This is a genomic window from Microbacterium sp. P5_E9 (genome assembly GCF_054049175.1).
In genome coordinates, this window is sequence record NZ_JBFUMV010000001.1 from 310,952 (window position 1) to 336,935 (window position 25,984).

32 protein-coding genes, 1 tRNA gene and 1 pseudogene are annotated in these 25,984 nt (G+C 67.9%); 26 read left to right on the forward strand and 8 right to left on the reverse strand.

Annotated elements, in window-relative coordinates; translation table 11 throughout:
• Positions 1-164 precede the first annotated feature (164 nt).
• Complete coding sequence (locus tag ACXJ3V_RS01530; RefSeq protein WP_457098492.1) at positions 165-2,594, forward strand: Rne/Rng family ribonuclease; 2,430 nt, start codon at positions 165-167, stop codon at positions 2,592-2,594.
• Positions 2,595-2,597: 3 nt separating this feature from the next.
• Here the strand turns inward: ACXJ3V_RS01530 and ACXJ3V_RS01535 are convergent, their stop codons facing one another.
• Positions 2,598-2,870, reverse strand: coding sequence for a DUF4031 domain-containing protein (locus tag ACXJ3V_RS01535; RefSeq protein ID WP_457098493.1), 273 nt, complete (start codon positions 2,868-2,870; stop codon positions 2,598-2,600).
• Between the two features lie 216 nt (positions 2,871-3,086).
• Between ACXJ3V_RS01535 and rplU the strand changes: the two genes are divergently transcribed.
• The 11 genes from rplU (at position 3,087) to ACXJ3V_RS01590 (ending at position 11,211) form a co-directional block, all read left to right on the forward strand.
• The gene (rplU, locus tag ACXJ3V_RS01540; protein WP_457098494.1) at positions 3,087-3,395 is read left to right on the forward strand and encodes a 50S ribosomal protein L21; all 309 of its coding nucleotides are present in this window, start codon (positions 3,087-3,089) and stop codon (positions 3,393-3,395) included.
• 19 nt (positions 3,396-3,414) lie between these two features.
• The gene (gene rpmA, locus ACXJ3V_RS01545; RefSeq protein ID WP_137843458.1) at positions 3,415-3,672 is read left to right on the forward strand and encodes a 50S ribosomal protein L27; all 258 of its coding nucleotides are present in this window, start codon (positions 3,415-3,417) and stop codon (positions 3,670-3,672) included.
• A 90-nt stretch (positions 3,673-3,762) separates the two neighbouring features.
• Positions 3,763-5,274: a GTPase ObgE gene (obgE, locus tag ACXJ3V_RS01550; protein WP_457098495.1), complete on the forward strand. Its 1,512-nt coding sequence runs from the start codon at positions 3,763-3,765 to the stop codon at positions 5,272-5,274.
• A complete protein-coding gene (proB, locus tag ACXJ3V_RS01555) occupies positions 5,271-6,125 on the forward strand; it encodes a glutamate 5-kinase (protein ID WP_457098496.1) in 855 nt (284 codons plus the stop codon). The genes obgE and proB overlap by 4 nt, the downstream gene beginning before the upstream one ends.
• Positions 6,125-7,384 (forward strand): glutamate-5-semialdehyde dehydrogenase, encoded by a 1,260-nt coding sequence (locus tag ACXJ3V_RS01560; RefSeq protein ID WP_457098497.1) that lies wholly within the window; start codon positions 6,125-6,127, stop codon positions 7,382-7,384. Before proB ends, ACXJ3V_RS01560 begins: the two co-directional genes overlap by 1 nt.
• A gap of 56 nt (positions 7,385-7,440) precedes the next feature.
• Positions 7,441-7,662, forward strand: a complete 222-nt coding sequence (locus tag ACXJ3V_RS01565; protein ID WP_457098498.1) for a hypothetical protein — start codon at positions 7,441-7,443, stop codon at positions 7,660-7,662.
• 9 nt (positions 7,663-7,671) lie between these two features.
• A complete protein-coding gene (gene nadD / locus ACXJ3V_RS01570) occupies positions 7,672-8,268 on the forward strand; it encodes a nicotinate-nucleotide adenylyltransferase (RefSeq protein WP_457098499.1) in 597 nt (198 codons plus the stop codon).
• Positions 8,265-9,368, forward strand: a complete 1,104-nt coding sequence (locus tag ACXJ3V_RS01575) for a hypothetical protein (RefSeq protein WP_457098500.1) — start codon at positions 8,265-8,267, stop codon at positions 9,366-9,368. The genes nadD and ACXJ3V_RS01575 overlap by 4 nt, the downstream gene beginning before the upstream one ends.
• The gene (gene rsfS, locus ACXJ3V_RS01580) at positions 9,368-9,745 is read left to right on the forward strand and encodes a ribosome silencing factor (RefSeq protein ID WP_457098501.1); all 378 of its coding nucleotides are present in this window, start codon (positions 9,368-9,370) and stop codon (positions 9,743-9,745) included. Before ACXJ3V_RS01575 ends, rsfS begins: the two co-directional genes overlap by 1 nt.
• A 74-nt stretch (positions 9,746-9,819) precedes the next feature.
• Positions 9,820-9,892 (forward strand) — tRNA-Ala (locus tag ACXJ3V_RS01585).
• A 116-nt stretch (positions 9,893-10,008) separates the two neighbouring features.
• Positions 10,009-11,211 carry an MFS transporter gene (locus ACXJ3V_RS01590; RefSeq protein WP_457098502.1) on the forward strand — a complete coding sequence of 401 codons (1,203 nt, stop codon included), beginning with the start codon at positions 10,009-10,011 and terminating at the stop codon, positions 11,209-11,211.
• Between the two features lie 30 nt (positions 11,212-11,241).
• Here ACXJ3V_RS01590 and ACXJ3V_RS01595 read toward each other — a convergent pair whose 3' ends face one another.
• Positions 11,242-12,285: a hypothetical protein gene (locus ACXJ3V_RS01595; protein WP_457098503.1), complete on the reverse strand. Its 1,044-nt coding sequence runs from the start codon at positions 12,283-12,285 to the stop codon at positions 11,242-11,244.
• Between the two features lie 94 nt (positions 12,286-12,379).
• Here ACXJ3V_RS01595 and ACXJ3V_RS01600 point away from each other — a divergent pair, with 94 nt between their 5' ends.
• Positions 12,380-12,607, forward strand: a complete 228-nt coding sequence (locus tag ACXJ3V_RS01600; protein ID WP_457098504.1) for an RNA-binding S4 domain-containing protein — start codon at positions 12,380-12,382, stop codon at positions 12,605-12,607.
• A gap of 109 nt (positions 12,608-12,716) precedes the next feature.
• A complete protein-coding gene (locus tag ACXJ3V_RS01605; protein ID WP_457098505.1) occupies positions 12,717-13,262 on the forward strand; it encodes an LURP-one-related/scramblase family protein in 546 nt (181 codons plus the stop codon).
• Between the two features lie 50 nt (positions 13,263-13,312).
• Here the strand turns inward: ACXJ3V_RS01605 and ACXJ3V_RS01610 are convergent, their stop codons facing one another.
• Positions 13,313-14,797 carry a SulP family inorganic anion transporter gene (locus tag ACXJ3V_RS01610; protein ID WP_457098506.1) on the reverse strand — a complete coding sequence of 495 codons (1,485 nt, stop codon included), beginning with the start codon at positions 14,795-14,797 and terminating at the stop codon, positions 13,313-13,315.
• A 71-nt stretch (positions 14,798-14,868) separates the two neighbouring features.
• Between ACXJ3V_RS01610 and ACXJ3V_RS01615 the strand changes: the two genes are divergently transcribed.
• The 4 genes and pseudogenes from ACXJ3V_RS01615 to ACXJ3V_RS01630 all read left to right on the forward strand — a co-directional run bounded on the left by ACXJ3V_RS01615 (position 14,869) and on the right by ACXJ3V_RS01630 (position 17,834).
• On the forward strand, positions 14,869-15,546 hold the full coding sequence (locus tag ACXJ3V_RS01615) for a TetR family transcriptional regulator (RefSeq protein ID WP_457098507.1): 678 nt from the start codon (positions 14,869-14,871) through the stop codon (positions 15,544-15,546).
• Positions 15,546-16,526: pseudogene (locus tag ACXJ3V_RS01620) on the forward strand (epimerase); the annotation flags it as partial. The gene ACXJ3V_RS01615 and the pseudogene ACXJ3V_RS01620, both read left to right, overlap by 1 nt.
• A 259-nt stretch (positions 16,527-16,785) precedes the next feature.
• Complete coding sequence (locus ACXJ3V_RS01625) at positions 16,786-17,247, forward strand: hypothetical protein (protein ID WP_457098508.1); 462 nt, start codon at positions 16,786-16,788, stop codon at positions 17,245-17,247.
• 35 nt (positions 17,248-17,282) lie between these two features.
• Positions 17,283-17,834 carry a DUF6578 domain-containing protein gene (locus tag ACXJ3V_RS01630; RefSeq protein WP_457098509.1) on the forward strand — a complete coding sequence of 184 codons (552 nt, stop codon included), beginning with the start codon at positions 17,283-17,285 and terminating at the stop codon, positions 17,832-17,834.
• 24 nt (positions 17,835-17,858) lie between these two features.
• On the opposite strand, the gene ACXJ3V_RS01635 is transcribed toward ACXJ3V_RS01630, so the two are convergent.
• Positions 17,859-18,167 (reverse strand): hypothetical protein, encoded by a 309-nt coding sequence (locus ACXJ3V_RS01635; RefSeq protein ID WP_457098510.1) that lies wholly within the window; start codon positions 18,165-18,167, stop codon positions 17,859-17,861.
• A 110-nt stretch (positions 18,168-18,277) separates the two neighbouring features.
• On the opposite strand from ACXJ3V_RS01635, the gene ACXJ3V_RS01640 reads away from it, so the two are divergent.
• On the forward strand, positions 18,278-18,499 hold the full coding sequence (locus ACXJ3V_RS01640) for a hypothetical protein (protein WP_457098511.1): 222 nt from the start codon (positions 18,278-18,280) through the stop codon (positions 18,497-18,499).
• Positions 18,500-18,536: 37 nt separating this feature from the next.
• On the opposite strand, the gene ACXJ3V_RS01645 is transcribed toward ACXJ3V_RS01640, so the two are convergent.
• Both ACXJ3V_RS01645 and ACXJ3V_RS01650 read right to left on the reverse strand, forming a co-directional pair.
• Complete coding sequence (locus tag ACXJ3V_RS01645; protein ID WP_457098512.1) at positions 18,537-19,130, reverse strand: hypothetical protein; 594 nt, start codon at positions 19,128-19,130, stop codon at positions 18,537-18,539.
• Positions 19,131-19,273: 143 nt separating this feature from the next.
• A complete protein-coding gene (locus tag ACXJ3V_RS01650; protein ID WP_457098513.1) occupies positions 19,274-19,729 on the reverse strand; it encodes a hypothetical protein in 456 nt (151 codons plus the stop codon).
• A 152-nt stretch (positions 19,730-19,881) separates the two neighbouring features.
• Here ACXJ3V_RS01650 and ACXJ3V_RS01655 point away from each other — a divergent pair, with 152 nt between their 5' ends.
• The 5 genes from ACXJ3V_RS01655 (at position 19,882) to ACXJ3V_RS01675 (ending at position 22,996) form a co-directional block, all read left to right on the forward strand.
• A complete protein-coding gene (locus ACXJ3V_RS01655) occupies positions 19,882-20,274 on the forward strand; it encodes a PPOX class F420-dependent oxidoreductase (protein ID WP_457098514.1) in 393 nt (130 codons plus the stop codon).
• Between the two features lie 90 nt (positions 20,275-20,364).
• Entirely contained in the window at positions 20,365-20,772 is a 408-nt protein-coding gene (locus ACXJ3V_RS01660) for a YciI family protein (RefSeq protein ID WP_457098515.1), read from the forward strand.
• Between the two features lie 5 nt (positions 20,773-20,777).
• Complete coding sequence (locus ACXJ3V_RS01665) at positions 20,778-21,914, forward strand: RNA polymerase sigma factor (RefSeq protein WP_457098848.1); 1,137 nt, start codon at positions 20,778-20,780, stop codon at positions 21,912-21,914.
• A 32-nt stretch (positions 21,915-21,946) separates the two neighbouring features.
• On the forward strand, positions 21,947-22,519 hold the full coding sequence (locus tag ACXJ3V_RS01670; protein ID WP_457098516.1) for a YdeI/OmpD-associated family protein: 573 nt from the start codon (positions 21,947-21,949) through the stop codon (positions 22,517-22,519).
• Between the two features lie 72 nt (positions 22,520-22,591).
• The gene (locus tag ACXJ3V_RS01675; protein WP_457098517.1) at positions 22,592-22,996 is read left to right on the forward strand and encodes a DoxX family protein; all 405 of its coding nucleotides are present in this window, start codon (positions 22,592-22,594) and stop codon (positions 22,994-22,996) included.
• On the opposite strand, the gene ACXJ3V_RS01680 is transcribed toward ACXJ3V_RS01675, so the two are convergent.
• Positions 22,993-24,231, reverse strand: coding sequence for an MFS transporter (locus ACXJ3V_RS01680; protein ID WP_457098518.1), 1,239 nt, complete (start codon positions 24,229-24,231; stop codon positions 22,993-22,995). The genes ACXJ3V_RS01675 and ACXJ3V_RS01680 overlap by 4 nt on opposite strands.
• 275 nt (positions 24,232-24,506) lie before the next feature.
• Positions 24,507-25,394, reverse strand: coding sequence for a phosphotransferase (locus ACXJ3V_RS01685; protein WP_457098849.1), 888 nt, complete (start codon positions 25,392-25,394; stop codon positions 24,507-24,509).
• A gap of 25 nt (positions 25,395-25,419) precedes the next feature.
• Between ACXJ3V_RS01685 and ACXJ3V_RS01690 the strand changes: the two genes are divergently transcribed.
• Complete coding sequence (locus tag ACXJ3V_RS01690; RefSeq protein WP_457098519.1) at positions 25,420-25,560, forward strand: hypothetical protein; 141 nt, start codon at positions 25,420-25,422, stop codon at positions 25,558-25,560.
• A gap of 46 nt (positions 25,561-25,606) precedes the next feature.
• Complete coding sequence (locus tag ACXJ3V_RS01695; protein ID WP_457098520.1) at positions 25,607-25,972, forward strand: TraR/DksA family transcriptional regulator; 366 nt, start codon at positions 25,607-25,609, stop codon at positions 25,970-25,972.
• The last annotated feature ends 12 nt before the right edge of the window (positions 25,973-25,984 follow it).

The following is a 25,984-nucleotide window of genomic DNA, read 5'->3' on the forward strand; positions in this document are numbered from 1 at the left end:
CATCACAGAAGACTTCAGGGCAAGAGTGCCCTTGGCAGCGCGAGCCCCCGCCGACGAGCCGGATCCCGCTGCAGACCGAGTGAGTTCGCGGCACCGCAGGTGCGGCGCCGCACGAGATTTCGCCGGGCGACGCGCGGTGTCGCCCCGCAGGGAGTACGCCGGTGATGGCAGATGAGACCCTTGACCACGAAGACATCGATCAGGAAGCACGGAGCGACAGCCGAGAGCTGACCGTGGAGGACGTCCTCACGCAGGACCCCGCCCCGGTCGCAGACGCCGAGCCGGCTGGGCTTTCGGACGATTCTTCCCACGACGAGGCTTCGGTAGACGAGGTTCCGCAGGATGACGCATCGGTAGACGATGCTTCGGATGCCGAGCCCTCGGTTGACGAGGCCACGTCGGTCGCAGAGACCGAGGTGGCGCCTGAGCCCGCTCCCGAGGCGGTCGTCTCGGACGAGGCCCTGGTCGAACCGGCGGAGCCCGAGCCGGAGCCGGAGCCGGAGCCGGAGCCCGGTCCGGTCACCGCTGTCTCGCTGGGACTGATCCCCGCGGACTTCGTCTCCGCGGTCTCGACGCAGCTGACGTTCTATGCGCCGCCCATCGCCGTGCTGCCGCCCCTGCCGCTCCTGCCAGGGCGCTCCCAGCCTGTCGAGGAGGCGCCGACCTCCAACGCGCGCCGCCGCACCCGCGGACGCAGGCCGGCAGACGGCCAGGACGAGGCATCCGCTCCGGTCGAACCGCAGCAGCCGCGTCAGCGGCCGGCGGTCGAGCAGCACCCGCGTCAGCGGGCGGTCGAGCTGATCACCGAGCCCCAGCGCATCAAGGGCTCCACGCGCCTCGAGGCCAAGAAGCAGCGCCGCCGCGATGGCCGCGAAGCCGGTCGGCGCCGCGCTGTCGTCACCGAGGCGGAGTTCCTCGCCCGCCGCGAGGCCGTCGACCGCGTGATGGTCGTGCGCTCCAAGAACGGCCGTGTCCAGATCGCCGTGCTCGAAGACAACGTGCTCGTCGAGCACTACGTCGCGCGCAACCAGGACGCCTCGCTCATCGGCAACGTGTACGTGGGCCGGGTGCAGAACGTGCTCCCGAGCATGGAGGCAGCGTTCGTCGACATCGGCCGCGGCCGCAACGCCGTGCTCTACTCGGGCGAAGTGGACTGGGATGCGGTCGAGACCGGCAACCAGCCCCGCCGCATCGAGCTCGCGCTGAAGACCGGCGATCGGGTGCTCGTGCAGGTCACGAAGGATCCCGTCGGGCACAAGGGCGCTCGCCTGACGAGCCAGATCTCGCTGCCTGGTCGCTACCTCGTGTACGTGCCGGGCGGTGCGATGAACGGGATCTCCCGCAAGCTGCCCGACACCGAGCGTGCGCGCCTCAAGCGCATCCTGAAGGAGGTGCTGCCGGAATCGTCGGGCGTCATCGTCCGTACGGCCGCCGAGGGCGCCACCGAGGACCAGCTCACCCGCGATGTGCAGCGCCTCACAAACCAGTGGGAGCACATCAGCACGCAGGTGGACAGTATCCAGGCTCCCGCGCTCCTGCACTCCGAGCCGGACCTGCTCGTGAAGATCGTCCGCGACGTCTTCAACGAGGACTTCACGAAGATGCTCATCCAGGGTGAAGACGCGCACAACACGATCTCCAGCTACCTCGCGAGCGTCGCTCCCGACCTGCTGGACCGCATCGCGACGTTCGAAGGCGAGGCCGACCCGTTCGACGAGTTCCGCGTCTCGGAGCAGATCGAGAAGGCGCTGGACCGCAAGGTGTGGCTCCCGTCGGGTGGATCGCTCGTCATCGACCGCACCGAGGCGATGACCGTGATCGACGTGAACACCGGCAAGTTCGTCGGCTCCGGGGGAAACCTCGAGGAGACCGTCACGAAGAACAACCTGGAAGCCGCCGAGGAGATCGTGCGCCAGCTCCGGCTGCGCGACATCGGCGGGATCATCGTCGTCGACTTCATCGACATGGTGCTGGAATCCAACCGCGACCTCGTGCTGCGTCGCGTCGTCGAGTGCCTCAGCCGCGACCGCACCAAGCACCAGGTGGCCGAGGTCACCTCGCTCGGTCTCGTGCAGATGACCCGCAAGAAGCTCGGGCTCGGACTGCTCGAGACCTTCAGCGAGCAGTGCGAGGTCTGCGCCGGCCGCGGTGTCATCGTGCACCACGACCCGGTTGTCAGGCATCGCCCGCCGAACGGCGCGCCTCCGACGACCAATCGCCGGCCTGCCCGCACGAACTCGCAGACCCCTCCGTCGGGTGGAACCCACGTCATCACCGAGGGTGTGAAGTCTGCGCTCGCGCAGATCGCGGCTTCGACGATCCACCACCACGACGAGCCGATCGCCGAGGCGCTGCCCGTGCAGGAGGTGCGTCCCGTCGAGGCCGCCCCGCCCGCCGCGGAGCGGGCGAAGAAGCCGCGGAAGAAGCGGCCGGAGCAGACCAGGGCCCCCCGGACCGAGACCGACCTGCTCCTGGACTCCGTGCTGAGCGCCCTGCCCGAGCCCAAGGCTCCGGGTCAGGGTCGTGCGCGCCGCCGGGTCACGACGGCTGCGCTAACCGGTACGCCGGTGCAGCACGCCCCGACCGAAGACTGATGCTCAGAGCCCCCGGCGCTGCCGTGCCGTCACGCGCAGCCCGGAGGCGATGAGCGCTCGCACGAGCGTGTGCCCGTCGACATGGCGGGCACCCGCGGCGACGAGCCGTTCGTGCGCCTCGTCGGGCACGTCGTAGTGGTCCAGATCGAACCCGCGCCGCGGAATCCCCTGCGCCGCGGCGAAGGCGTGCAGCTCGTCCAGGTCATGGTCGGACACCAGATGAGCCCAGAGTCGCCCATGCGCCGGCCAGCGCGGATCGTCGATCAGGATCGCCACGAACCTGATCATATGCACCGGATGTCGCGCCACGGCGCGCCGCGCTTTTGCTTGCGGTCGCGGCATCCGGTAAAGTAGTCCTTTGGTGCGTCCCGTTACGCGGGCGGTAGGGCTTTACCTCGAGAGCTTCGCCGGAAACGGCAGAGACCACCAGGACTTTCCAGTCTCACAAAGACAATCGGAGCCGTGCGCTCCCAAGACGAAAACAGGTGTGAAGTGGTTTACGCAGTTGTGCGCGCCGGTGGCCGGCAGGAGAAGGTCGAGGTCGGCACTATCGTCGTCCTCGATCGTCAGTCCGCGAAGGTCGGCGACAAGATCGAGCTCCCCGCGGTGCTGTTCGTGGACGGCGACGCCGTCACGACCGACGCCGACAAGCTCGCGAAGGTCACCGTCACCGCCGAGGTTCTCGGCGAGGAGCGCGGTCCCAAGATCGTGATCCAGAAGTTCAAGAACAAGACCGGCTACAAGAAGCGCCAGGGCCACCGTCAGGACCTCACGCGCGTCAAGGTCACCGGAATCAAGTAGTCCAGGAAGAGACGCAGAGATGGCACACAAAAAGGGCGCAAGCTCCACCCGCAACGGTCGTGATTCCAACGCTCAGCGACTGGGCGTGAAGCGCTTCGGCGGCCAGAAGGTCCTCGCCGGCGAGATCATCGTCCGTCAGCGCGGCACCCACTTCCACCCCGGCGCCAACGTCGGCCGTGGTGGCGACGACACGCTGTTCGCCCTCGAGGCAGGCGCGGTCGAGTTCGGCCAGAAGGGCGGCCGCAAGGTCGTCAACATCGTCGCGGTCGCGGAGTAGTCCGAGGCTCGCACACACATTTCGCGAGGGGCGGGCTTCGGCTCGCCCCTCGTCTTGTTTTCGCCGCACGAACCACAGGAAAGAGACCCCATGGTCACCTTCGTCGACCAAGTCACTCTTCACCTGCGCGCCGGAAAGGGCGGGGACGGATGCGTCTCCGTGCGGCGCGAGAAGTTCAAGCCGCTCGCCGGGCCCGATGGCGGCAACGGCGGCCACGGCGGCGAGATCGTCCTGGTGTCCGATCCCCAGGTGACGACGCTGCTGTCGTACCACCACTCGCCGCACCGCAAGGCCGGCAACGGTGGATTCGGAATGGGCGACCACCGCTCCGGTGCGGCCGGAGAGTCTCTCGAACTCGCCGTGCCGGTGGGCACCGTCGTCAAGGACACCGACGGCGAGACGCTGATCGACCTCGTCGAGCCCGGCATCCGCTTCGTCGTCGCACCCGGCGGCATCGGCGGCCTCGGCAACGCCGTGCTGGCCTCGCAGAAGCGCAAGGCGCCCGGCTTCGCACTGCTCGGCACCCCCGGTTGGGAAGGCGACGTCCTCCTCGAGCTGAAGACCGTCGCCGACGTGGCCCTGGTCGGCTACCCGTCGGCCGGCAAGTCCAGCCTCGTCGCCGCGGTCTCGGCCGCTCGGCCGAAGATCGCCGACTACCCGTTCACGACGCTGCACCCGAACCTCGGGGTGGTCCAGGCCGGCGACATCCGCTACACGATCGCCGACGTCCCAGGACTCATCGAGGGCGCGAGCGAGGGCAAGGGGCTCGGCCTCGAGTTCCTCCGGCATGTCGAACGCTGCACGGCGCTCGTCCACGTGCTCGACTGCGCGACCCTCGAGCCGGGGCGCGACCCGCTGAGCGATCTCGATGTGATCCTGGCCGAACTCGCCGCCTACCCGGTGCCCGAGGGTCAGACCCCACTGCTCGAGCGCCCCCAGATCATCGCGCTCAACAAGATCGATGTGCCGGAGGCCGCCGAACTCGCCGAGCTGGTGCGTCCCGACCTCGAGGCGCGCGGCTACCGCGTGTTCGAGATCTCCACGGTCAGCCACCAGGGCCTGCGGCAGCTCAACTTCGCGCTGGCCGAGGTCGTGTCCCAGGAGCGCATCGCCGCGGCCGCCAAGCCGGCGCCGGAGCGCATCGTCATCCGCCCGAAGGGCGCGGAGAAGGACTTCCACATCCGGGTCGAGGGCGGCACGTACGGCGACATCTACCGCATCGTCGGCGAGAAGCCGGTGCGCTGGGTGCAGCAGACCGACTTCAAGAACGACGAGGCGGTCGGCTACCTTGCCGATCGACTCGCCAAGCTGGGCATCGAGGACGGCCTGTTCCGCGCCGGCGCGACCCCTGGGGCGACCGTCGTCATCGGCGAGGGCGACGGCGTCGTCTTCGACTGGGATCCGTCGCTCTCCTCCACGGCCGAGCTCATGACCGCGCCGCGTGGCACCGACCCGCGCATCGACCCCAATGGGCGTCGTACGACCGCGGAGCGCCGCGACCACTATCACGACCTCATGGACGCCAAGGCTCTGGCACGCGCCGAGCTCGAAGCCGAGCGGCGCGCCGCGGGAACGTGGATCGACGAGGAGCCATCGGAGTGAGCGTCTTCGACCGCACCGAGCTCGCCGGTGCTCGTCGCATCGTCGTGAAGGTCGGCTCGTCCTCGATCAGCGGTGAGAACGCCCACAAGATCCCGCCGATCGTCGAGGCGCTCGCGGCCGCGCACGCGCGCGGCACCGAGGTCGTGCTGGTGTCGTCCGGCGCCATCGCGACCGGGATGCCGTATCTCCTGCTCGCCGAGCGGCCGAGCGATCTGGCGACCCAGCAGGCGGCGGCGGCGGTGGGCCAGAACGTGCTCATCTACCGCTATCAGGAGGCCCTGCGCCCCTTCCGGATCGTCGCCGGACAGGTGCTGCTGACGGCCGGCGACCTCGAGAACCCGATGCACCGCTCCAATGCGGCACGCGCGATGGAGCGGCTGCTGGGCCTGCGGATCCTCCCGATCGTCAACGAGAACGACACCGTCGCCACCCACGAGATCCGCTTCGGCGACAACGACCGGCTGGCCGCGCTCGTGGCGCAGCTCATCGGCGCTGACGCGCTCGTGCTGCTGAGCGACATCGAATGCCTCTACACCCGGCCGCCGGACGAGCCCGGCGCACTCCCGATCACCCGCGTTGAGTTCGGCGACGACCTCGCCGGATTCGAGTTCGGCTCAGTGGTCGTCAACAGCGTCGGCACCGGGGGAGCGGCGACCAAGGTCTCCGCTGCGCGGCTGGCCGCGGCATCCGGAGTCGCCGTACTCGTCACGAGTGCGGATCTCGTCGGACCCGCCCTGAATGGCGCGGAGATCGGCACGTGGTTCGACCCGAATCCTGCCCCGGTCACGCATGCGCACACGGGCCCGATTCGGTCCGCGACCGGCCTCGTGGACGCCGATAAGCTGGGCTGATGACCTCGATCGCGACCACGGCTGCGGAACGTCTGCTTCTCGCGAAGGATGCCTCCCGTGAGGTCGCGCTGCTCGGCGACGTGGACAAGCGCGATGCGCTGCTGGCCATCGCCGCCGCCATCGAGGAGGCCGCACCCGAGATCGTCGCGGCGAACGCCGAAGACCTCGAACGTGGCCGCGCGACGGGACTCTCCGAGGCGCTGCAGGATCGGCTGCGCCTCGACAAGCCCCGGGTCGGCGCCCTGGCCGAGGCCGTTCGGGCCATCGCGACGCTGCCCGACCCGGTCGGGCGCGTCCTCGACGAGCGGACCCTCCCGAACGGCGTGGAGCTGACCAAGGTCTCGGTGCCGTTCGGCGTGGTCGGGTCGATCTACGAGGCCAGACCCAACGTGACGGTCGACATCGCCGCGCTCGCCCTGCGCTCCGGCAACGCCGTCGTGCTGCGGGGCGGCTCGGCTGCCGAGCTCACCAATGCCGCGCTGGTACGCACCATGCGCGGAGCGCTGGCGAGCCGGGGGCTCAACCCGGAAGCCATCCAGACGGTCGACGACTTCGGGCGGGATGGCGCCAAAGCGCTCATGCAGGCGCGGGGTCTCGTGGACGTCCTCGTGCCGCGGGGCAGCGCCCAGCTGATCGAGACGGTCGTGACCGAGTCATCCGTCCCCGTGATCGAGACGGGCGCCGGTGTCGTGCACATCGTCCTCGACGCGACCGCACCGCTCGACTGGGCGCGCGACATTGTCGTGAACGCGAAAGTCCAGCGTCCGAGTGTGTGCAACGCGGTGGAGACGGTGCTGGTGCATCGGGATGCGGCGACCCGGCTCATTCCGCCGGTCGCTGCGGCGCTGCGCGAGCAGGGCGTGACGCTGCACGGCGACGCCGCGGTCGCGGCGCTCGTCCCGGACGTCGTGCCCGCCACCGCGGACGACTGGGAGACCGAGTACCTCAGCCTCGACATCGCGATCCGCGTGGTCGACGACCTCGATGAGGCCCTGGCCCACATCCGCCGGTATTCCACCCACCACACCGAATCGATCATCACCGAGGACGCCGGCAACGCCGAGCGCTTCCTCGCCGAAGTCGACTCGGCTGTCGTCATGGTCAACGCCTCGACGCGGTTCACCGATGGCTCCGAATTCGGCTTCGGCGCCGAGGTGGGCATCTCGACGCAGAAGCTGCACGCGCGCGGGCCGATGGGGCTGACCGAACTCACCAGCACCAAGTGGCTGGCGCGGGGATCAGGGCAGGTCCGTCGCTGACGGCATAGACTGGGGTTCGCGTCCGAACCCGGCCGCACACCCGAAACGGAGTCCGCATGACCTTCACCACGCTCATCGCCTTCGCCGCCGAGGAGTCCGAGCACGGCAATATCGCTCTCGAGACCATCGGATACGGGCTCTTTGCGCTGGTGGCGTTCATCGCCCTCTCGCTCGTCACCCTCTCGTACCGCAACGTGGCGAACCGCCACAGCCACAAGGCCGAGGCATACGCCCGTGCCCACGCGAACGACGTGCAGCAGGCGGGGCACGGCCACTAGGCCCACCGCATGTCGGTGACGCGAACTCCGAGAATCGGGGTCATGGGTGGGACGTTCGATCCCATTCATCATGGTCACCTGGTGGCAGCCAGCGAAGTGGCTCAGTCGTTCGACCTCGACGAGGTGATCTTCGTCCCCACCGGGCAGCCGTGGCAGAAGAACAAGGTCACGCTGGGCGAGCACCGGTACCTCATGACCGTGATCGCGACAGCGTCGAATCCCCGCTTCACGGTCAGTCGAGTCGACATCGACCGCGCCGGCGCCACCTACACGATCGACACGCTGCGCGAGCTGAAGACCGAGCGTCCCGATGCGGATCTGTTCTTCATCACCGGAGCCGACGCCCTTGCGCAGATCCTCAGCTGGCGCGATCACGACGAACTCTGGAGCCTCGCGCACTTCGTCGCCGTATCCCGCCCGGGGCACGTGCTGAGCACCGACGGGCTGCCCAGCGAAGACGTCAGCCAACTCGAAGTCCCCGCACTCGCCATCTCATCGACCGACTGCCGCGACCGAGTCCGGCGTGGACACCCCGTGTGGTACCTCGTACCCGACGGCGTGGTCCAATACATTGCGAAGCACCACCTCTATCGGAGCGAGGAATGAGCACAACCGAGCAACCCGAAACTCCGCCGCTGACCCGAAAGCAGATGCGGGAGATCCGCAACACCGGTGCGACCCCGGTGATTCTCCCTGCCGAGGCCGCGGCGGCCGCCGCCCAGCACGCACAGCCCGAGTCCGACGCCCCTGCGGTGACACCGCCGGCCCAGCTGGCGCGGGCGGCCGAGCCGATCGTCCTGCCCGAGCCCCCCGGCCCCGACTTCGAGGTCGACCTCGGCGTCTCACCGCTGACCCGCAGGCAGGCACGCCAGCAGGAGCGCATCCGCACGGCATCCGTCCCCGTCATCACCCCCGAAGTCGCCGCCGCGTACACCGCCGCGCATCAGGAGTCCGAGACGACGGATGCCGAGTCCCCGGCCGATGCGGAAGAGCCGGCCACGCCGTCGCCCCTCGAGGAGCTCGGCGTCCTCGCCGTGGTCGAGGAGCCTGAGGCGCCGGAGGATTCCGAACCCGCAGCCGAAGAGCATGCCGACCCAGTCGACGAGCCCGATGTCGTCGCCGAGCTCGATGAGCCCGCTCCGACGATCGACGTGGTCGAGGAGAGCGAGCCGCAGGCCGAGCACGAGCCCGAGCCTGAGCCCGAGCGGGCCACGGTCAACCCGGGGTTCGGCGCCGCGCTGCTCGCGGGCGACGCCGCGCACTCCGACCTGGCGTCCTCCTCGTTTGACGACCTCATCACGCGGTCCGCGAACGGCTCGGGCTCGGCCCCCAGCGCGCTGATCCTCTCCCAGTCGCCGGATGTGTCGCCCATGATGGCGCCGCTCACCGCGACAGGCGAAGTGATGATCACCGGCACGCTGAATCTGCCTGAGGGGCTTGGTTCGCTCGGGCATGCCCCCGGCGTCGCCGATGGCAAGGAAGCGGATGCGGTGCTCGTGGACAAGGAGCTGCCCGCGCACTCCTCCCCGACGCCGATCGCGGCGAGCGCCGCCATCAGCACGGTCAAGCAGCCTGGTGAGATCATCAAGCCCCCGACGCCGGAGAAGGGCGGGAAGCTCATGATGACTCTCGCGATCACCGCCGGCGTCCTCGCCCTCGCCCTTGTCGGCGTCCTGATCCTCGCGTTCGCGACTGGAGTGTTCTGATGACTGCCACCGATTCCGGCATCCGTATGATGCAGATCGCGGCCGCCGCCGCCGATTCCAAGGGCGGCGAGGACCTCGTCGGGCTGGACGTCTCGCTTCCGCTTCCGCTCGTGGACATCTTCCTGCTCGTCACCGGGCGCAGCGAGCGCAATGTCGCGGCGATCGCCGACGAGATCGAGGACAGGCTGCTCGAGGCCGGGTTCAAGCGTCTGCGGCGCGAAGGGCGCAATGAGGCCCGCTGGATCCTCCTCGACTTCGGTGATCTCGTCGTGCACGTCTTCCACGAGCAGGAGCGGGTCTTCTACGGGCTCGAGCGCCTCTGGAAGGACTGCCCGGTCGTTCCGATCGAACTGCCCGCCAGGGCACAGGCGGAATAGTCCCTCGGTTCGGCGGAACGCCTGAGATGTAGTAATCTAGTGGGGTTGCCTCGGCTTGTCGGGGTCGGCGAATTGGGCCTGTGGCGCAGCTGGTAGCGCACCTGCATGGCATGCAGGGGGTCAGGGGTTCGAATCCCCTCAGGTCCACTCAAATCGCTGGTCAGAAGGACATTCCTACCGCCCCGATCGGGGAGCTGGAATGTCCTTCTTCCGTTATGGGCCACAACAGGTGGTGGCATGCCGTGGTCAGTTGGAGGCCCATGATGAACTCGCCGGCGGTTCTCGGGCGAGTGTCCGCCGCGCGTCTCGGGGTGGCGATGCTCTTCATCGCGAACGCGTTGGTGTTCGCGTCGATCGTGACCCGGTACCCGGAGTTGAACGACCGGTTCGACCTCAGCGAGTTGACGTTCGGTCTGATGGTGGCGTGCGGCCCCGTGGGCTCGGTGGTGGGAAGTATCGTCGCGGGTCGGCTGGTCGCACGCCTGGGGGCTGTGCCGGTGGCTGTGACGTCGTCCGCGCTTCTCGGCGTCTTGCTGGTGGTGGCCGGCTTTGTGGGCGGGCCGGTCATTCTCGGGGTGGTGCTGTTCGCCATCGGGTTCGGGGATGCGACAGGGGACGTCGGCAATAACGCCCACGGGCTTGCGATCCAGCGACTGATGGGCCGATCGATCATCAACGGACTCCATGGTGCATGGAGTGCAGGGGCGATCGCCGGGGCTCTGCTCGGCGCCGTTGCGCTGCTGTTCGCGGTGCCCATCGAGATCCATCTGTCGGTCATGGGAGTCATCATCATCGTCGGCAGTCTGTGCGCGCTCTCGCTCGTGCGGCTGCCAACGGCGCCGCCGTCGCAGGTGCGGTCGGAATCTCATCGGAGTGGTGGGTTCAGCAGGATCCTCATTGCGGCGTGCGCCATCGCCGCCATCGGCGGCTTCCTCGAGGACGTCGGATCCACCTGGGGTGGGGTGTACGTGGTCGCCGAAACCGGTGCCACCGTGGCCCAAGCGGCGATCCCCTTCGTCGCATTGATGGGTGCTCTCACCCTGGGCAGATTCACCTCTGACGCCCTCGTCGACCGGATCGGGTCGGTGGGCACTCTTCGGGTCGGCTCGGTCGCGGCCTTCGTCGGATTGCTCACAGCCGTCTTCGCGCCGGAGACGTGGGTTGTCGCAGTCGGACTCGGCATCCTTGGCCTCGGGATCGCGCCGATGATCCCGCTCGCCATGGATGCCGCCGAGCGCGCCCCTGGCCTCGACGTCGGCGCTGGCCTCGCCGCCGCATCGACCGTGATGCGACTGGGCGTTCTCGCCTCGCCGCTGCTGGTGGGAGCCATGGCCGAATGGGCCGGGCTGCGGGTTGCGATCGCCGTCTGCCTGCTCGTGCCTGCGGTGGCTCTCGCACTCGCGGGATTGGTGCGCACCCCCGAACCGCTCGCCGCGGCCCAAGGCTCGGCCGACCTCAGTCGCTGAGCCAAGCATCGCGACGTCGAGACGGACCGGCTAGAAGGTGCCCGAGAGCCAGGACTCGCCGACCGTTTCGCGCAGTTCGGCCTCGGTCAGCCAACGGCGTGCGGCCACGGCGGCGGCCACCTCTTTCGCGTCGGCGGGTCGCAGCGCTCCGGGCAGCTGCATGTTCTCGTCGTAGGCACCGACGACGGCGATCATCCGGTCGCCCTCGATCCTGACGAAGCCGGTGCCGTCGGGGCGCGCCCAGCCGTCGGCATCCCGAACGCAGAAGTGGACGTAGTCCTCGAGCGTGTCGGTTGTCTCAAGCGGCGAGTTCGGCTCCGCGAGCCACCAGCACGGGTACGCATCCGTCATGTCCGGCGGAAGTGCGTTCACGTCGATCTGGACCACGCCGCCGTCGGCGGTCACAGTCCACGACTGGGCCGGGCCACCGTCGGCCACGATGCGAGCAACATCAGCCCCTGGCAGTTCGGCGACCATCGGGTGCACCCCAGAGTCGAGGAAGACCTCGAAATTCGCATCGCGCTGGGCCTGGGCGACGCTGTCGACCTGAGCCTGCTCGGCTGCGTCTGTCGCGATGCCGTGCCAGACGATCACGATCACGACGGCGATAAGCACGGCGCCTCCCACGATGCGCAGCCAGAGCGGACCGAGAAACAGACCGAGCATGAGTGACGCGATGCCGGCGACCAGCAGATAGCCACCACCGAACCCCGGCGGGATCCAGGGCAGGGGCGTCGAGCCGGCCCACCCGATGGCAACGGCCAGCATGACGACGGTCGCCAGGGTCACGAACCCGGCTGCGATCGGGTGCGCGCGCCCCGTGGTCACCTTCATCAGTGCGGCTGCCCCCACTCCGGTGAGGACGAACAGGAGCCCGAGGGCTGCGAGGCCGATCATGTTGCCGAAAGCGAGGACGACGAATGCCCCGAATCCGACGACCTGCGCCACCGAAAGGAGAAGCGTGATCGACCCCATGGCAGCGAGCGACCGTGCACTGCCCGACCACCGGGGCCGGCGCTCATCGGCCGAGGCGCGCGCGGGCACCTCGTCGCGAACGTGGGTGTCGGGAGTCATCACACCAGAAAACCAGCCAGCCCGCGCCGTCGGTATCCCCTTTTCGACGGACACCGGAGCATCGCTCGCAAGCCTTCTCGGCTAACATTCGGGGATGATGAATCCGGCCCCGATCGACGATGTCCCGATCGGTGGTGACGGTATCCGCCTCGGGCAGTTCCTGAAGTTCGCTGGGCTCCTCGACTCCGGCGGAAACGCGAAAGAGGCCATCATCGACGGCTACGTGACAGTGAACGGCGAGGTCGATCGCCGCCGCGGACGGCAACTGCACGTGGGCGACATCGTCAGCTTCGAGGGACGCAGCGCCCGCGTCCTTCCGTAAAAGTGCCGAGGCGGACGGACTGGCACTGTCAAGAGAGCCATCGCCTCGACGGCCTGACTCCTGCGATGCCATGATGGCCGTGCGAGGCATCCTGAGCGAAAGGTGAACCATGGCACTTCTGGGTCGTCGAGGAGAGGGCCGTCAAGAGCGGCGCGAGGAGCGGCGCGGCGGCGGAGACGTCGAGGTCTACCAGATGCGGGAGAAGCTCGTGTCGTTCGGGGATGACTTCTGGATCGAGACCAACGGCGGACGACGCGCGTTCAAAGTGGACGGAAAAGTCGCTCGCATTCGCGACACGCTCGTGATCCGCGACGTTGCGGGCAATGAAGTCGCCAAAGTCCAGGAACGCAAGGTCGCGATCAGGGACACCATGTCCATCGAGCGTCCAGGCAAGCCCGACGCCACGATCAAGAAGGCCCTCATCAACCCGCTGCGCGAGCGCTTCACGCTCCAGGCTGATGACATCGGCGAGATCGGCATCCAGGGCAACATCGTCGATCACGAGTACAAATTCGAGCGCGGCGACGCGAAGATCGCGGAGGTGTCCAAGCGATGGCTGCGCCTTCGCGACACCTATGGTGTCGAGATCTCTTCTGGTGAAGACATCGCGCTGATCCTCGCCGCCACCGTGGCTCTCGACCAGATGTCCCACTGACTCCGGTCGTCCCGTGGTCGCTGTGCGACTACGGAATCACGACCCATGCGTCACCCTGGCGCGCCGCCGAGGTGGCCCGATAGGCGGCCGTGGAAGCGGGCGCTGCGCTGATCGAGGCCTTCGACGACGGCGTCGATGTCGTGGCGCTGATACTTGGTCACGACCGCGTCGAGAGCGGCGACGCTCGACGCGTCCCAGATCTGCGAGTCGCTGAAGTCGATCACCACCTGGGGTGGGTCGATCCCGTACGAGAACCTCTCGACGAGGTCGTTGCTGCTGCCGAAGAACAGGGGGCCGTGCACCGCGTATCGGGCGACGGGCCCGTCGAGGATGCGGTCCACCGTGATGACGTGCGCGACGCGACGGGCGAACAGCACCATGGCCAGCACGACCCCGACGAACACGCCGATCGCGAGGTTGCCGGTCGCGACGACCACGACGATCGTCACGACCATCACGAGAGTCTCAGGCAGGGGCATCCGTCGCAATGTGGACGGGCGCACGCTGTGCCAGTCGATGGTCGTGAGGGCGACGATCATCATCACCGCCGCGAGCGCCGCCATCGGGATCTGCGCCATGAGATCGCTCAGCAGCGTGACGAGCGCGAGTAGCGCGAGCCCCGCCACGAACGTCGAGATACGCGTGCGCGCGCGGGCCATCTTCACGTTGACGATCGTCTGGCCGATCATGGCGCAGCCGGCGATGCCGCCGTAGAGCCCGGCGAGGATGTTCGCGACGCCGAGCGCCCACGACTCACGGTTCTTGTGCGACCTGGTGTCGGTGATGTCGTCGACGAGCTTGGCGGTGAGGAGCGTCTCCATGAGCCCGACGAACGCGACGCTGAGCGCCGTGGGCCAGATGAGCTGCAGGGTGTCGAGGTTCAGCGGCACGAGCAGGGGAGTGATGCCCGGCAGCGCGCCGCCGATCTCGCCCTCGTCGCCGACATTCGGCACGCTGAGCCCGGCGATCATCACGACCGCGGTGGCCACGACGATCGCCACGAGCGGTGAGGGCACAGCTTTCGTGAAGCGCGGAAGCACCAGCACGATCGCAACCGCGAGCGCGAAGAGCGGGTAGACGACCCAAGGCACGTCGATGAGGTGCGGCACCTGTGCGATGAAGATCAGGATGCCGAGGGCATTGACGAACCCGAGCATGACGCTCCGCGGGATGAACCGTGCAAGTCGGGCGAGCCCGAGCGCTCCGAAGACGATCTGCACGATGCCCGCGAGGATGACCGCAGGCAGAAGGTATTCGACCCCGTGTTCCTTCACGAGGGGCGCGACGACGAGCGCGACCGAGCCCGCGGCCGCCGTGACCATGGCGGTTCGTCCGCCCAGGACCGACATGCTGAGGGCCAGCACGACCGACGCGATGAGGCTCACTTTCGGGTCGACGCCCGCGATGACCGAGAACGAGATCACCTCGGGGATCAGCGCGAGGGTGGTGACGATCCCGGCGAGCACCTCGCGGCTGAGCAGAGCGGGGCTGCGGAGAGCGGTCAGAGTGTCGATGAAACCAGGGTAATCGAGCACGTCGGCGTCTCACGGACACGGTCGTGGTGCTCTGCACTGCTGAAGGTGCTTGATCCTGCTAGTTTCTGAACATGTCCAGTTTTGAAGTTCTCCCGCCGACGAAGAGCGAACGCACGAGGGCGCTGATCCGGAGCGTCGCGCTCAGGTCGTTCAGGGAGCGCGGGTATGACGCGACCACCATCCGGCTGATCGCGCAGGAGGCCGGTGTCTCGGTCGGCACCACGAACTATCACTTCGCATCGAAGAACGACCTGGTGCAGGAGCTCTACCTCGACGTGCAGGTCGCGCATCGGGATGCGGCCGCTCCGCTGCTTGCCGAAACGACCGACTTCGTGGAGCGTCTCGGGGTGGTGTTCCGCACCGGTCTGGCGCAGCTCGAGCCGTACCACCGGTTCGCGCCGGAGTTCCTGTCCGCCTCGATGTCGCCGCGGTCCTCGATGAACCCGCTGTCGGATGAGTCCAGCCCTGCCCGCGACATCGTCCTCGGGGTGTTCCGCGATGCGGTCGCGGGCGCGAAGAACTCGGTGCCGAAGGAATTCCGGGAGGGGCTCCCATCCGCGCTGCTCCTCGCTCACCTGCTGCTCGCCCTGTTCTGGGTGTACGACAAGTCGCCGGGTCAGCAGCGCACCAGCCGGCTCCTGGACGGTGCCCTGAAGCTTGTGAAACTCTCGCTGCCGCTCACCCGAGTGCCGGTGCTGCGCGGGCCGCTCCGCGAACTCCTCGACATCGTCGCCGAGGTGACGGTGTGATGTCGAGTCGGCCGATCGCGGTGGTGGCCGGTGCGAGCGGATTCGTCGGTGCGGCGGTGGTTCGGGCGTTCAGCGCGGACGGATACGAGGTGAGAACGGTTGGACGCACCGGTGATGTCACGTGGGCTGAGCCCGCACGGATCGCCCAGACGATTGACGGGTCCGACGTGCTGGTGAACCTCGCTGGCAAGTCGGTGAACTGCCGCTACACCGACCGCAACCGCGACGAGATCCTGCGCTCGCGCGTCGATACGACGCGAGCGCTGCGCGAAGCGGTGACGGATGCCGCGGCTCCGCCTGCGGTGTGGTTCAACGCCTCGACCGCGACCATCTATCGGCATGCGATCGATCGCCCGAACACCGAAACCACCGGCGAACTCGGTGAAGGCTTCTCCGTCGATGTCGCCACGAACTGGGAACGCGAGTTCTTTCAGGGCGACCTGCCGCACACCCGCCGAGTCGCACTGCGGATGGCGATCGTCCTCGGCGACGGCCCCGCCGCGAACACGCTGCTCACCCTCGCGCGCATCGGGTTGGGGGGATCTCAGATAGACGGCTGGTGGTTCCCGCACCGCCGCTACCGCGGCATCGGACCGACTCCGACGGGCGGTGGTCGCTCGTCGTGGCACGACACCCGGGGCCGTCAGATGTTCAGCTGGGTGCACATCGACGACGTCGTGGGGGCCATCCGGTTCCTCCGCGATCGGGACGACATCGCCGGACCGGTGAACATCGCCAGCCCGCACCCCGTCGACAACCGGACAATGATGCGCACGCTGCGTGCCACGGTCGGCATGCGGATCGGGCTCCCTGCCGGGAGATGGATGCTCGAGCCGGCGATGTGGCTGCTGCGAACCGAGCCCGAACTCGTCTTGAAGAGCCGATGGGTGGTGCCGGCGACGCTCGCCGCGGCCGGGTACAGGTTCGAACACCCTGACCTGAAAGAAGCGGCGACGACCATCGTCGGGTCAAGGCGCCTCAGCACAGGACGCGGCGGTTATGCAGTTGCGCGGCGGCGCGAGGCGGGCATCATGAAGTGGACCCCGAAGAGGAGCATCGATGCGATCTGTCAATCCGATTCCCGGCAACCCTTGGCCACACGAGATGACGATCACCGTCGAGGACCGACCAAGCTCCCTCCTGGAGCTGCTGTGGATCAGAGAGGCCCATGACCTTCACCTCGACGATGACGACCTCCCACCACTGCTAGCCGATCCGCCGGCAGCGCACGGACCGGCCTTGAGCGAGTCGACACGCGCCGCATGGGAGCGGGCCTGGCCGCGGCTGTGGCATGCCATCGCGCAGCATGCCGGGCGGGACCAGGACCCGGCTCAATTCGAACGGCTTCACCGGACCGCGAACGGGTCACCGGAGCGTCTTCAGATCCTCAGCGAGCTGTTCGGGCCGTCGTGGCGTGATGAGTTCGGTGACGTTGCGTTCGACGATCCGTCCTATCTCGAGTGGTCTGAGCGAGGATCCGACAAGCACGTGTCGTCGATGGGCCGACGGCTGGCGGAGTCACCCGAGCACCGGGATCTCGACGCGCTCATCCGTGCCTGGCGCGCCGGACTGACGAGGGTCGTGACTATCCCGTGCCATGGCGAGTTCTTTCGCAAGGTCACGGACAACGCGCTGCTGATGACCGATGCCACGCGCGCCGACAGCGCCGCGTACCAGCGGGCTCTGAACTCGTTCGGCTGACGCATCGAGCTGCGCGTCGCACTAGCGTGGCCACTATGACACGCGTCTGGCTTTCGGGTTGGGAGTGGCAATGCTGCGGTGACGCTTTCGCCGTCGGGGATGAGATCGACTTCGGTATTGAAGCGCGTGACCCGCGCCGGGCCCTGGCTGACATGTTCGGACCGGCGCTGGTCGCCACGGTCGACGCGATCGAGTCGCACCATGAGGAGGAGCGTGCCGATCGGGTGCGCGGTCGCGTTGTTGCGGTGCACGCGGTCACGTCTGAGGTGATCGAGCGCAGGTCGCTGCGCCGACCCGGTTACGGCGCCCGGCCTGATTCGGTGATGCCATCGGATGGTGAAGAGTGGCCGTTGGTCGGGCGTGAACTCGGGAGTGGCGTGTTCGTGGGCTCGCGACCGTCGCGCTACATGATCGAAGTCGTGCCCGTTCCGGATACGGCGCTCCTCATGCCGGCCAATGGCGTGCGGCTGCCGGCATCCGAGGTCACCACACCGCACCCGTCTGCGGCGGAGCTCCCGGGCGATCCACCACCCGAGCGGCGTGCCCGCTCGCACGCGGGCTGGCTCGTCGACGTCGACGAGCACTAGTGCGGTATCTCTTGCGCTCCGGGGTCATTCCAGCGGGGTGACGGCGTTCGACCACACCCAGCAGCGCAGCTCGTTCTCGCCGACCTGGAATTGGATCCCGCAGGCAAGGTCGTTCCAGACGACGACCATCGCTTCGACCTGCACGGCGCGGGGTCCGAATCGCACCCATGCCTTGCACGCCTTGGGCAGAGGATCGCGGGTCACGGGCAGGGAATCCGCGCGCAGCTCCTTGGGTGTCAGCGTCTGCAGGGGGCCCTCGGCCGCGATCCGCTCCAGCGTCCGGTTATCCATCAGCCGGTCGTAATGGTGCGCATAGCGTTTGCTGCTGCCCACGACCGGACTCCTCTCCCCGGCCGCCTGAACACACTGGTGATCATAGAAGATTTGTTCTAAACTGTCGACTCATGAGCGACGTCGCAGTAGAACATGAACAGACGCTATGGATGGCCGACGACATACCCGCGCGGATGGTCTACGGCGGGCGGAGGTGGCGGGTGACCGACACCCCGACGCGGCTGCGGGACTCGATCTGGTCCGCGTCGCTGTCCGAGCGTCGTGGGCTCTACGGGTGGAGATTCCAGGCCACCGATGAGGCAGGGGAGTCATTCGTCTTCGATGTCTACAAGGGAGAGGACGACTGGCACGTGCATCGCGCCTACCCCTGAGCTCAATGACCGTGCGCAGTGGGTCGAGCGGTGCCTGTCATGCCGGATCGATCCGAAGGACCCCGGGCGTTTCGCCGATGGCGAGGTCCTCGACGAGGCGCATCGTCCGCGCCAGATCATCGACGGCGTTGATCACGATGCCGAAGCGCTCCCGGTCGGCGCACACCGCGGTGACGACGACGAAGTGCGTGCCGGTGTCCCACGTGTAGGTCGCGAACGGCGGGGTGCGGGAGTCGGATGGCAGCGGCATCGCGAGCTTCTCGCCGAGCCCCAGATGCGTGCTGCGGAAGTCCTCGGTGTCGTCGTACTCGATCGGCATCATGGCCCGCGCAGTCCGCACCTGCGGTGTCGCTTCCTGCACTTGCGCCATCACGACGAGCAGGTCGGGATCGGACTTCCAGACCCAGGCCAGCACGCGCCCGGCCGCCTTCTTCATCACGAAGGGCGCGGCCTGGCTCATGCTCCAGGCGAGGAATCCGTTCCCTGGGCGGTCCGTGCGACCCATCGCGAGGTTCGCCTGGGTGAGCAGCATTCGGATCGCCACCTTGCGGTGGCGGCGGCCCGCGAATCCGAGGGAGTCGGTCACCGGAACCCAGAGCATCGGATCGGCGTCGGCCTGCAGTCGGGGCATGCCTCCAGCCTAAGCGGGTGTGGTCGGCGCTCGCCGGGCCTGTGCTCGTGAGGCCGGTGACACGACCGAGTGAGGCCGTGGTGCAGAGGGCGCACGGATGCCCCGGCCCGGCGGCCGGGTCGAGGCATCCGTGCGCCTGCTGATCAGCCGCGCTCCGACCCAGCCGCGGTCTTCAGAGCGATGTCGTGCAGCCGCTCGAGCGCTTCTGCGCCGTCCAGTCGGCCCCACGCGTGCGCCGACGCCTCCAGGGTGACGGCAAGCCCGAGCGCGTAGTCGACGTCGAAGTCATCGTCGGCGGTGCGCCACGGGTAGGGCTCCGGCGGCCACGGGAACGGGATCGGCGGCAGGTGGCGCGGCGGCGGGCAGATGTCGTCACCGGGCTCGAACGCGATCTTCAGCAGGTGGGCCGTTAAGGCGGTCTGCACGACCTGGTGGCCTACGGCAGCACCGTACCGGAAGGCCGGCGGGAGCGGCTGGGGGTTGAGGGCGACCGCCTCGGCGCGGCTGCGGATGCCGCCGCCTGGCCCGCCACCGACGATCTCCCAGATCTGCGGGTGCCTCCGCGCGATGATCGCGATGAGACTGGTATTCAGCGCCATGATGTTTCCCTTCTCGCCGCTGGAGGAGCGGCCCCTGGCCCGCGAGTGACGGACCAGTTGAGAAGAGGGGCGAGTACGCGGCCTGATACGCGGAGTCCGTTCGACGTCGTCGACGGTCGGGAGTTCGTATGCCTGGAGGGCAGGATGGAACCATGGCATCGATCGACTCGCTCACCGACGATGGGCACCGGTTCGTCTCGGATTACCACCTCGCGACTCTCTCCACGATCGGGCGCAACGGCGGCATTCATGTCGTCGCGGTCGGCTACACGATCGATCAGGGGATCGTGCGCATCATCACGAGCGACGGCAGTCAGAAGGTGCGCAACATCGAGCGCGACGCGCGGGCGACGGTGGCGCAGGTATCCGGCCCGCAGTGGCTCAGCATCGCGGGCGAGGCGATCATCGAACGCGACCCAGCCGCGGTGGACCACGCCGTCGCGCTCTACGCGCAGCGTTACCGGCAGCCTCGCGTGAACCCGCGGCGCGTCGTGATTCGACTGGAACCTGATCATGTGATGGGTTCGGCGGGACTGTTTGCCTGAGAACTTTCCGGCGGGATGTCGAGATCGCCCTTCCGGTTCCGTCCTCCTTATGAAGCGGTCAGAATGGGCCGCACGGGACTGGAGGCTGACATGGCCAAGTATCTGATGCTCAAGCACTACCGCGGCGGACGTCCCGCGGTGAATTCTGTCGCGATGGATCAGCTCGCGCCCGATGAGTGGACGGCGCACGTGCAGTACATGCTGGACATGGAGAAGCGGCTCATCACGTCGGGGGAGCTGGTCTCCTCGGAGGGGCTCTCGATGGACGGCGCATGGGTCCGCTTCGACGGCGAGGGGCGCCCGCCCGTCGTCGACGGTCCCTTCGCCGAGACGAAGGACCTCATTGCCGGCTGGATGCTCGTCGAGGTCGACTCGTACGGACGCGCTCTGGAGATCGCCTCGGAGTTGTCGGCTGCGCCGTGGGCAGGCGGCACGCCCCTCGGTGAATGGCTGGAACTGCGTGAGGTGATGGGCGCGCCGCCGGCAGACCTGGGGTGACACAGGTGGACGCGGCGGACCTGCGCCGTACGATCCCGGAGGTGGTCGGCATCCTCGTCCGGCGCGGCGCGGACTTCGCGTCGGCCGAGGATGCCGTTCAGGCCGCCCTCGTGCGCGCACTCGAGCGATCGGATCTCGAGGGGGTTCGTGACATTCGTGCGTGGCTCGTCACCGTCGCGTGGCGCGCGTTCCTCGACCAGGTGCGCAGCGACGTGGCGCGTACTGCCCGGGAGGAGCGGCTTGCGACAGAACTCGTGTCCGGTCCCGTGCCGCAGCGCGACGACACGCTCGCGCTCTACTTCCTGTGCACGCATCCCGTCCTCACCTCGGCGTCGGCCGTCGCACTCACGCTGCGCGCGGTGGCTGGTCTGACGACGCGGCAGATCGCGGATGCCTTCCTCGTGCCCGAGGCGACGATGGCGCAGCGCATCAGTCGTGCGAAGCAGCGGCTTGTCGGCATTCCGTTGGATCAGCCGGGTGACTTGTCGCGGGTGCTGCGCGTGCTCTACGTGGTGTTCAACGAGGGCTACTCCGGTGAGCTCGACCTCGCCGCCGAAGCGATCCGCGTGATGCGGCAGCTCGCAGCACTCGCCGACGAGCCGGAGGTTCGCGGGCTGCTCGCCCTCATGCTGCTGACCCACGCTCGGAGGCCCGCCCGCGTGATCGACGGACGACTCGTGCCGCTCGCCGAGCAGGACCGCACTCGGTGGGACGTGGGCTCGATCGCTGAAGGAGTCGACATCCTGCAGGCGGCGCTCGCCCGCGACCGGCTGGGGCAGTACCAGGCGCAGGCCGCCATTGCGGCGCTGCACGCGGATGCGCCGACTGCCGCTGAGACCGACTGGGTGCAGATCGTGGAATGGTACGACGAGCTTCTCGTCCTCGGGGACTCACCGATCATCCGCCTCAGTCGTGCGGTCGCGAGCGGCGAGGCAGACGGGCCGCAAGCCGGACTCGCCGCCCTCCACGCCGTGAACGATGACGTGCCCCGCTACTACGCCGCACTCGCCTACCTGCAGGAGAGGGTGGGGGAGACGGATGCCGCGGCATCCGCGTATGCGGAGGCCGCCCGCCGCGCGACCAGCACTCTCGAACAGCAGTACCTGCTGCGCCAGGCCGAGCGCCTCCGGCGTCGGCTCTGACCCGGGTCGGTGGCACGGGCTATCCTCCCGTCATGGTCAACCACGCGGACAAGCCCGAGCTGCACGTGGACACGGTTGCGGACTGGGAAGCCTGGCTGGCCGCGGACCCAGACCCGGGCGGGGTTCGACTGCGGCTGCGGAAGAAGGCGACGACCCGGCCAGGGATCACCTACGCAGAGGCTCTCGATGTCGCGCTGTGCTTCGGGTGGATCGATGGGCAGTCGCAATCCGTTGATGCCGATTACTTCCTGCAATCCTTCACCCCACGACGACCGCGAAGCATCTGGTCGAAGGTCAACATCGGTCACGTCAGTCGGCTCATCGAGGAGGGTCGCATGCGGCCCCAAGGTCAGAGTGAGATCGACCGGGCGAAAGCGGACGGACGCGGGGACAGCGCGTATCGGCAAAGCGATGGCGAGCTCCCCGTGGAGCTGCAGGAAGCCCTGGACGCAGACCCGGCGATCGCCGAAGCCTTCGCGAGACAGTCGGCGCAGAACCGATTCGCGATGGCCTTCCGCGTGGCCAATCTCAAACGGCCGACCTCGCGAGCCGCACGCGTTGCGCAGTACGTCGAGATGCTCAAACGAGGCGAAACCATCTACTGACGAGCGCTTGCCCCACCCCGCGCGCGACGCTGGGTGGATGGATCTTCGCCGACCCTCAGGTAGCGTCGAGCAATGAGCTCAGTGGCTGATCCGATGGCCGGTTGGCGTACGGCGGCGCGGTGGTCGCTCGTCGCGCTGCTCGCTGCCGCTGGCGTGTCGCATCTGACCTGGGGAAGGCGCGGCTACCGCATCGTCGTGCCGGATTGGTCGACTCGCCTCACGGGTCTCGACAAAGACGCGATCGTCGTGGGTTCGGGTGTGGCCGAGCTGATGCTCGCCGGCGCGGTCGCGGCGATTCCCCGGGAGCGCAGCGTCGGCTGGCTCGTCGCGGCGTTCTTCGTCGCGGTCTTCCCGGGAAATGTCCACCAGTGGCGGACCGGCCGGTCGGCGCCGATGCTCCGCACCGACCGCGCCCGCTTCGTGCGGCTGCTGCTGCAGCCGGTTCTTGTTGTCTGGGCCCTGTGGGGGACGCGCTAGCTGCTGACCTCGACCGTGCCCGCTCGTCCTCGGCGTCGGACGAGCTGGTTGAGGCGCTCGGACATGAGCAGACCCAGTGCCACGAGTACGGCGAGGAAGAGCGGGAAGATCCACATTCCCGTCCAGGCAGAGATCGCCCCGAACAGCAGTGGTGCGAAGGTCGAGCCGGTGTAGGCGGCGGCCATCTGGATGCCGATGATGGCCTGTGAGTTGCGGCGGCCGAAATTGACCGGTGTGGAGTGGATGATCGCGGGGTAGATCGGCGCGCATCCGAGTCCCAGAGTCACGAGTCCGACGAGCGCAAGCACGGTGGTCTCTGCCGGCAGTGCGAGCAGCACGACACCTAGGCCGACCGTCGCGAAGCCACCACGGATCATCAGCCGGTCGCCCACGCGGTCAGCGAAGAAGCCGGCCAGGAAGCGCCCTGCAGTGATACCCAGCAGGAACAGCGAGGCGAACGCGGCCGCGGTCGCGGGGGCGACTCCCCGGTCGGTGACCAGATACGTCGATGCCCACAGGATCGCTGTGCTCTCGAGCGCGCAGTAGGCGAAGAAGGCGGTCAGGATCAGCAGGACGCCGGGAATCCGGATTGCGCGGGCGAGGGGGACGTGGCTGCGCCCCCGCCCCGAAGGCTCGTCACCGGTCGCTTCCGCTTCGTCAACATCGTGCCCGCTCGGGACGATGGGGTTGACCTTGCCCCATAGCGGGATGCTGATCAGCAGCGCGAAGGTGAGAACCGCTTGGATGATGCCGACGATGAGGTAAGCACTGGACCAGCCCAAACCGGAGCCGAGGGCATAGCTCATGATGAAAGGGCTGATCGACGCACCTAGGCCCCAACAGGCGTGCAGCCAGTTCATGTGCCGCGCGGCGTAGTGCACGGCCACGTAATTGTTGAGTGCGGCGTCCACGGCGCCCGCGCCCAGTCCGTACGGGATGGCCCACAGGCACAGCATCCAGAACGAACCCGAGACGGAGAAGCCCACAAGGGCGGCCGCGGTCATTCCGACGCTGACGGCCGTCACAAGGCCGACGCCGAACCGACGGGTGATCCGCTCGGATGCCAGGCTGGACAGGATGGTGCCGCCGGCGATGATCATGGTGAGGATGCCGGCGAAGGCGATGGGGACGTCGAGGTCCTGATGCATGACCGGCCAGCCCGCGCCAAAGAGCGAGTCTGGGAGCCCGAGACTGATGAAGGCGATGTAGATGATCGCCAGGAGGAGCGAGTACACGGCTTGGTGATCTGCCTTTCTGAGGCATCGGGCGTCGCGATCGCGGCCGACTATCGCGCTTGTACGAGCGTAGGGGTGATGAGTCTCCCTGCTGATTGTCAAAGCTTGACTCGCTGGCTAGATTCGGAGTGTTCCCTAGGGAAGGACAGACTATGAGCACCCACGATCGTTGAAATACCAAAGCGAGCCCCCGCCGACCCAGTCGCGCGGGGGCTTCGTCTTCCCCTCGATCGGAACGTCGTCGGGCTGACGCTCTTGGCGTTCAGCGCGCGGGTTCACTCCGCAAGGAGCCGATGCAGCGTGCGCATCGCCTGCTCGAAGAACACGGCGTTCGTGTGTTCGTAGTAGTGCGCGCCACCGATCGCCATCTCGAACGCCCAGCCGCGTCCACGCTCGCTTGCGGACTCATCGAGTCCCATCGAAGTAAGGAACACACTGCGCGCTGGTTCGTCGAACAGAACCCAGGCCGGTTGCAGGTCCGCGGCCGGATCGCCGAATGTCGGCTGCGCGACATCCACCATCCCGGTCAGTCGACCATCGTTCGCGAGGAAATTGCCGGGCATGGGATCGCCATGGATGCGCACGGCGGGACCTTGGTGTGAATCGGCCGCGAGCGCCCTCTCCCAGCAGACAGTCGCCTCGCGTGGGTCGATGAGATGGGCGGATGCGTCGATGGATTCGCGCACCCACGAGGTGTCGGCCAGCGGCCTGCCCCCACGACCCTCCCCATTCCACATTCGACCCGCTGCCGGGAGCGCCTGAATCGAAGTGATGACCTCGGCGAGGTCGCCTGCGAGACGCGCATCACGAGCCAAGGGAAGCTGGTCGAGCGACTGGCCGGGTAACCAGGTCCAGACCGACCAGATGCCCGAATACCCGCGGAAGGGCTCGCCGATCCCGAGGGGCCGGGGCACTGCGACTCGCAGATGGTCGGCGAGCACGAGCGCGTACCGCTGTTCTCGGTGAATGCTGTCGCGTGCCGCATCCGCGTCGGTCGGCACGAGCGGCAATCGGGCGACGACGTTCTCGCCCACGCGAAACGGTGCGATCACGGTGCCCGCCGACTCCACACGCCTTACCGGCAACCCGGCAAACTCGGGGAACTGCGCCGCGAGTGCGGCAGAGAGATCGCCGACTTCGACCTCGACCTCACCTTCATGCATCACGCAGCAACCCTAGGCTGACGGCATGAAGGTCGATGCTCCGGATCCCCGAGCGTGCCCGACATGCGGCGATGCGCTGAAGTTCGAGATCCTCGACGATGAGCGATTCCTGGTTGCCTGGTCGTGCCTGAACTGCGGCCTGATCCGCACCACCGAGCCGGTGTAGGACCGCGAGGGCCGCAGTCCTGCGGGGGACTCTTAGGCTCGAACCGATGAGCACCGATTCTTCTCGCGCATCCCATGAGACGCTCCTCGTCGGCCTTCAAGCTGCTGCAGTTGCGCGGCGGGATGCGCTGTCGGCGGCGGCTGCTGAACTGCGGCGCGATCGCGGCGCCGACACTGCGGACGATGAGCACGATCCCGAGGGTGTCACGCTGTCGATGGAGTGGCAGCGCATCGAGGGCCTCCGCCTGGCCGCTGAGCGTGAGCTCGCCGAGATCGACGAGGCACTCACCCGGTGGAGTTCCGGCGACTACGGCCGGTGCGAGGGATGCGGTCGAAGCATCCCGATCGAAAGACTGCGGGTGCGACCAGCCGCGCGGCGCTGCGTGCCCTGCGCGGAGCGGGTCGGCGGCTGACCGATCGCCCTG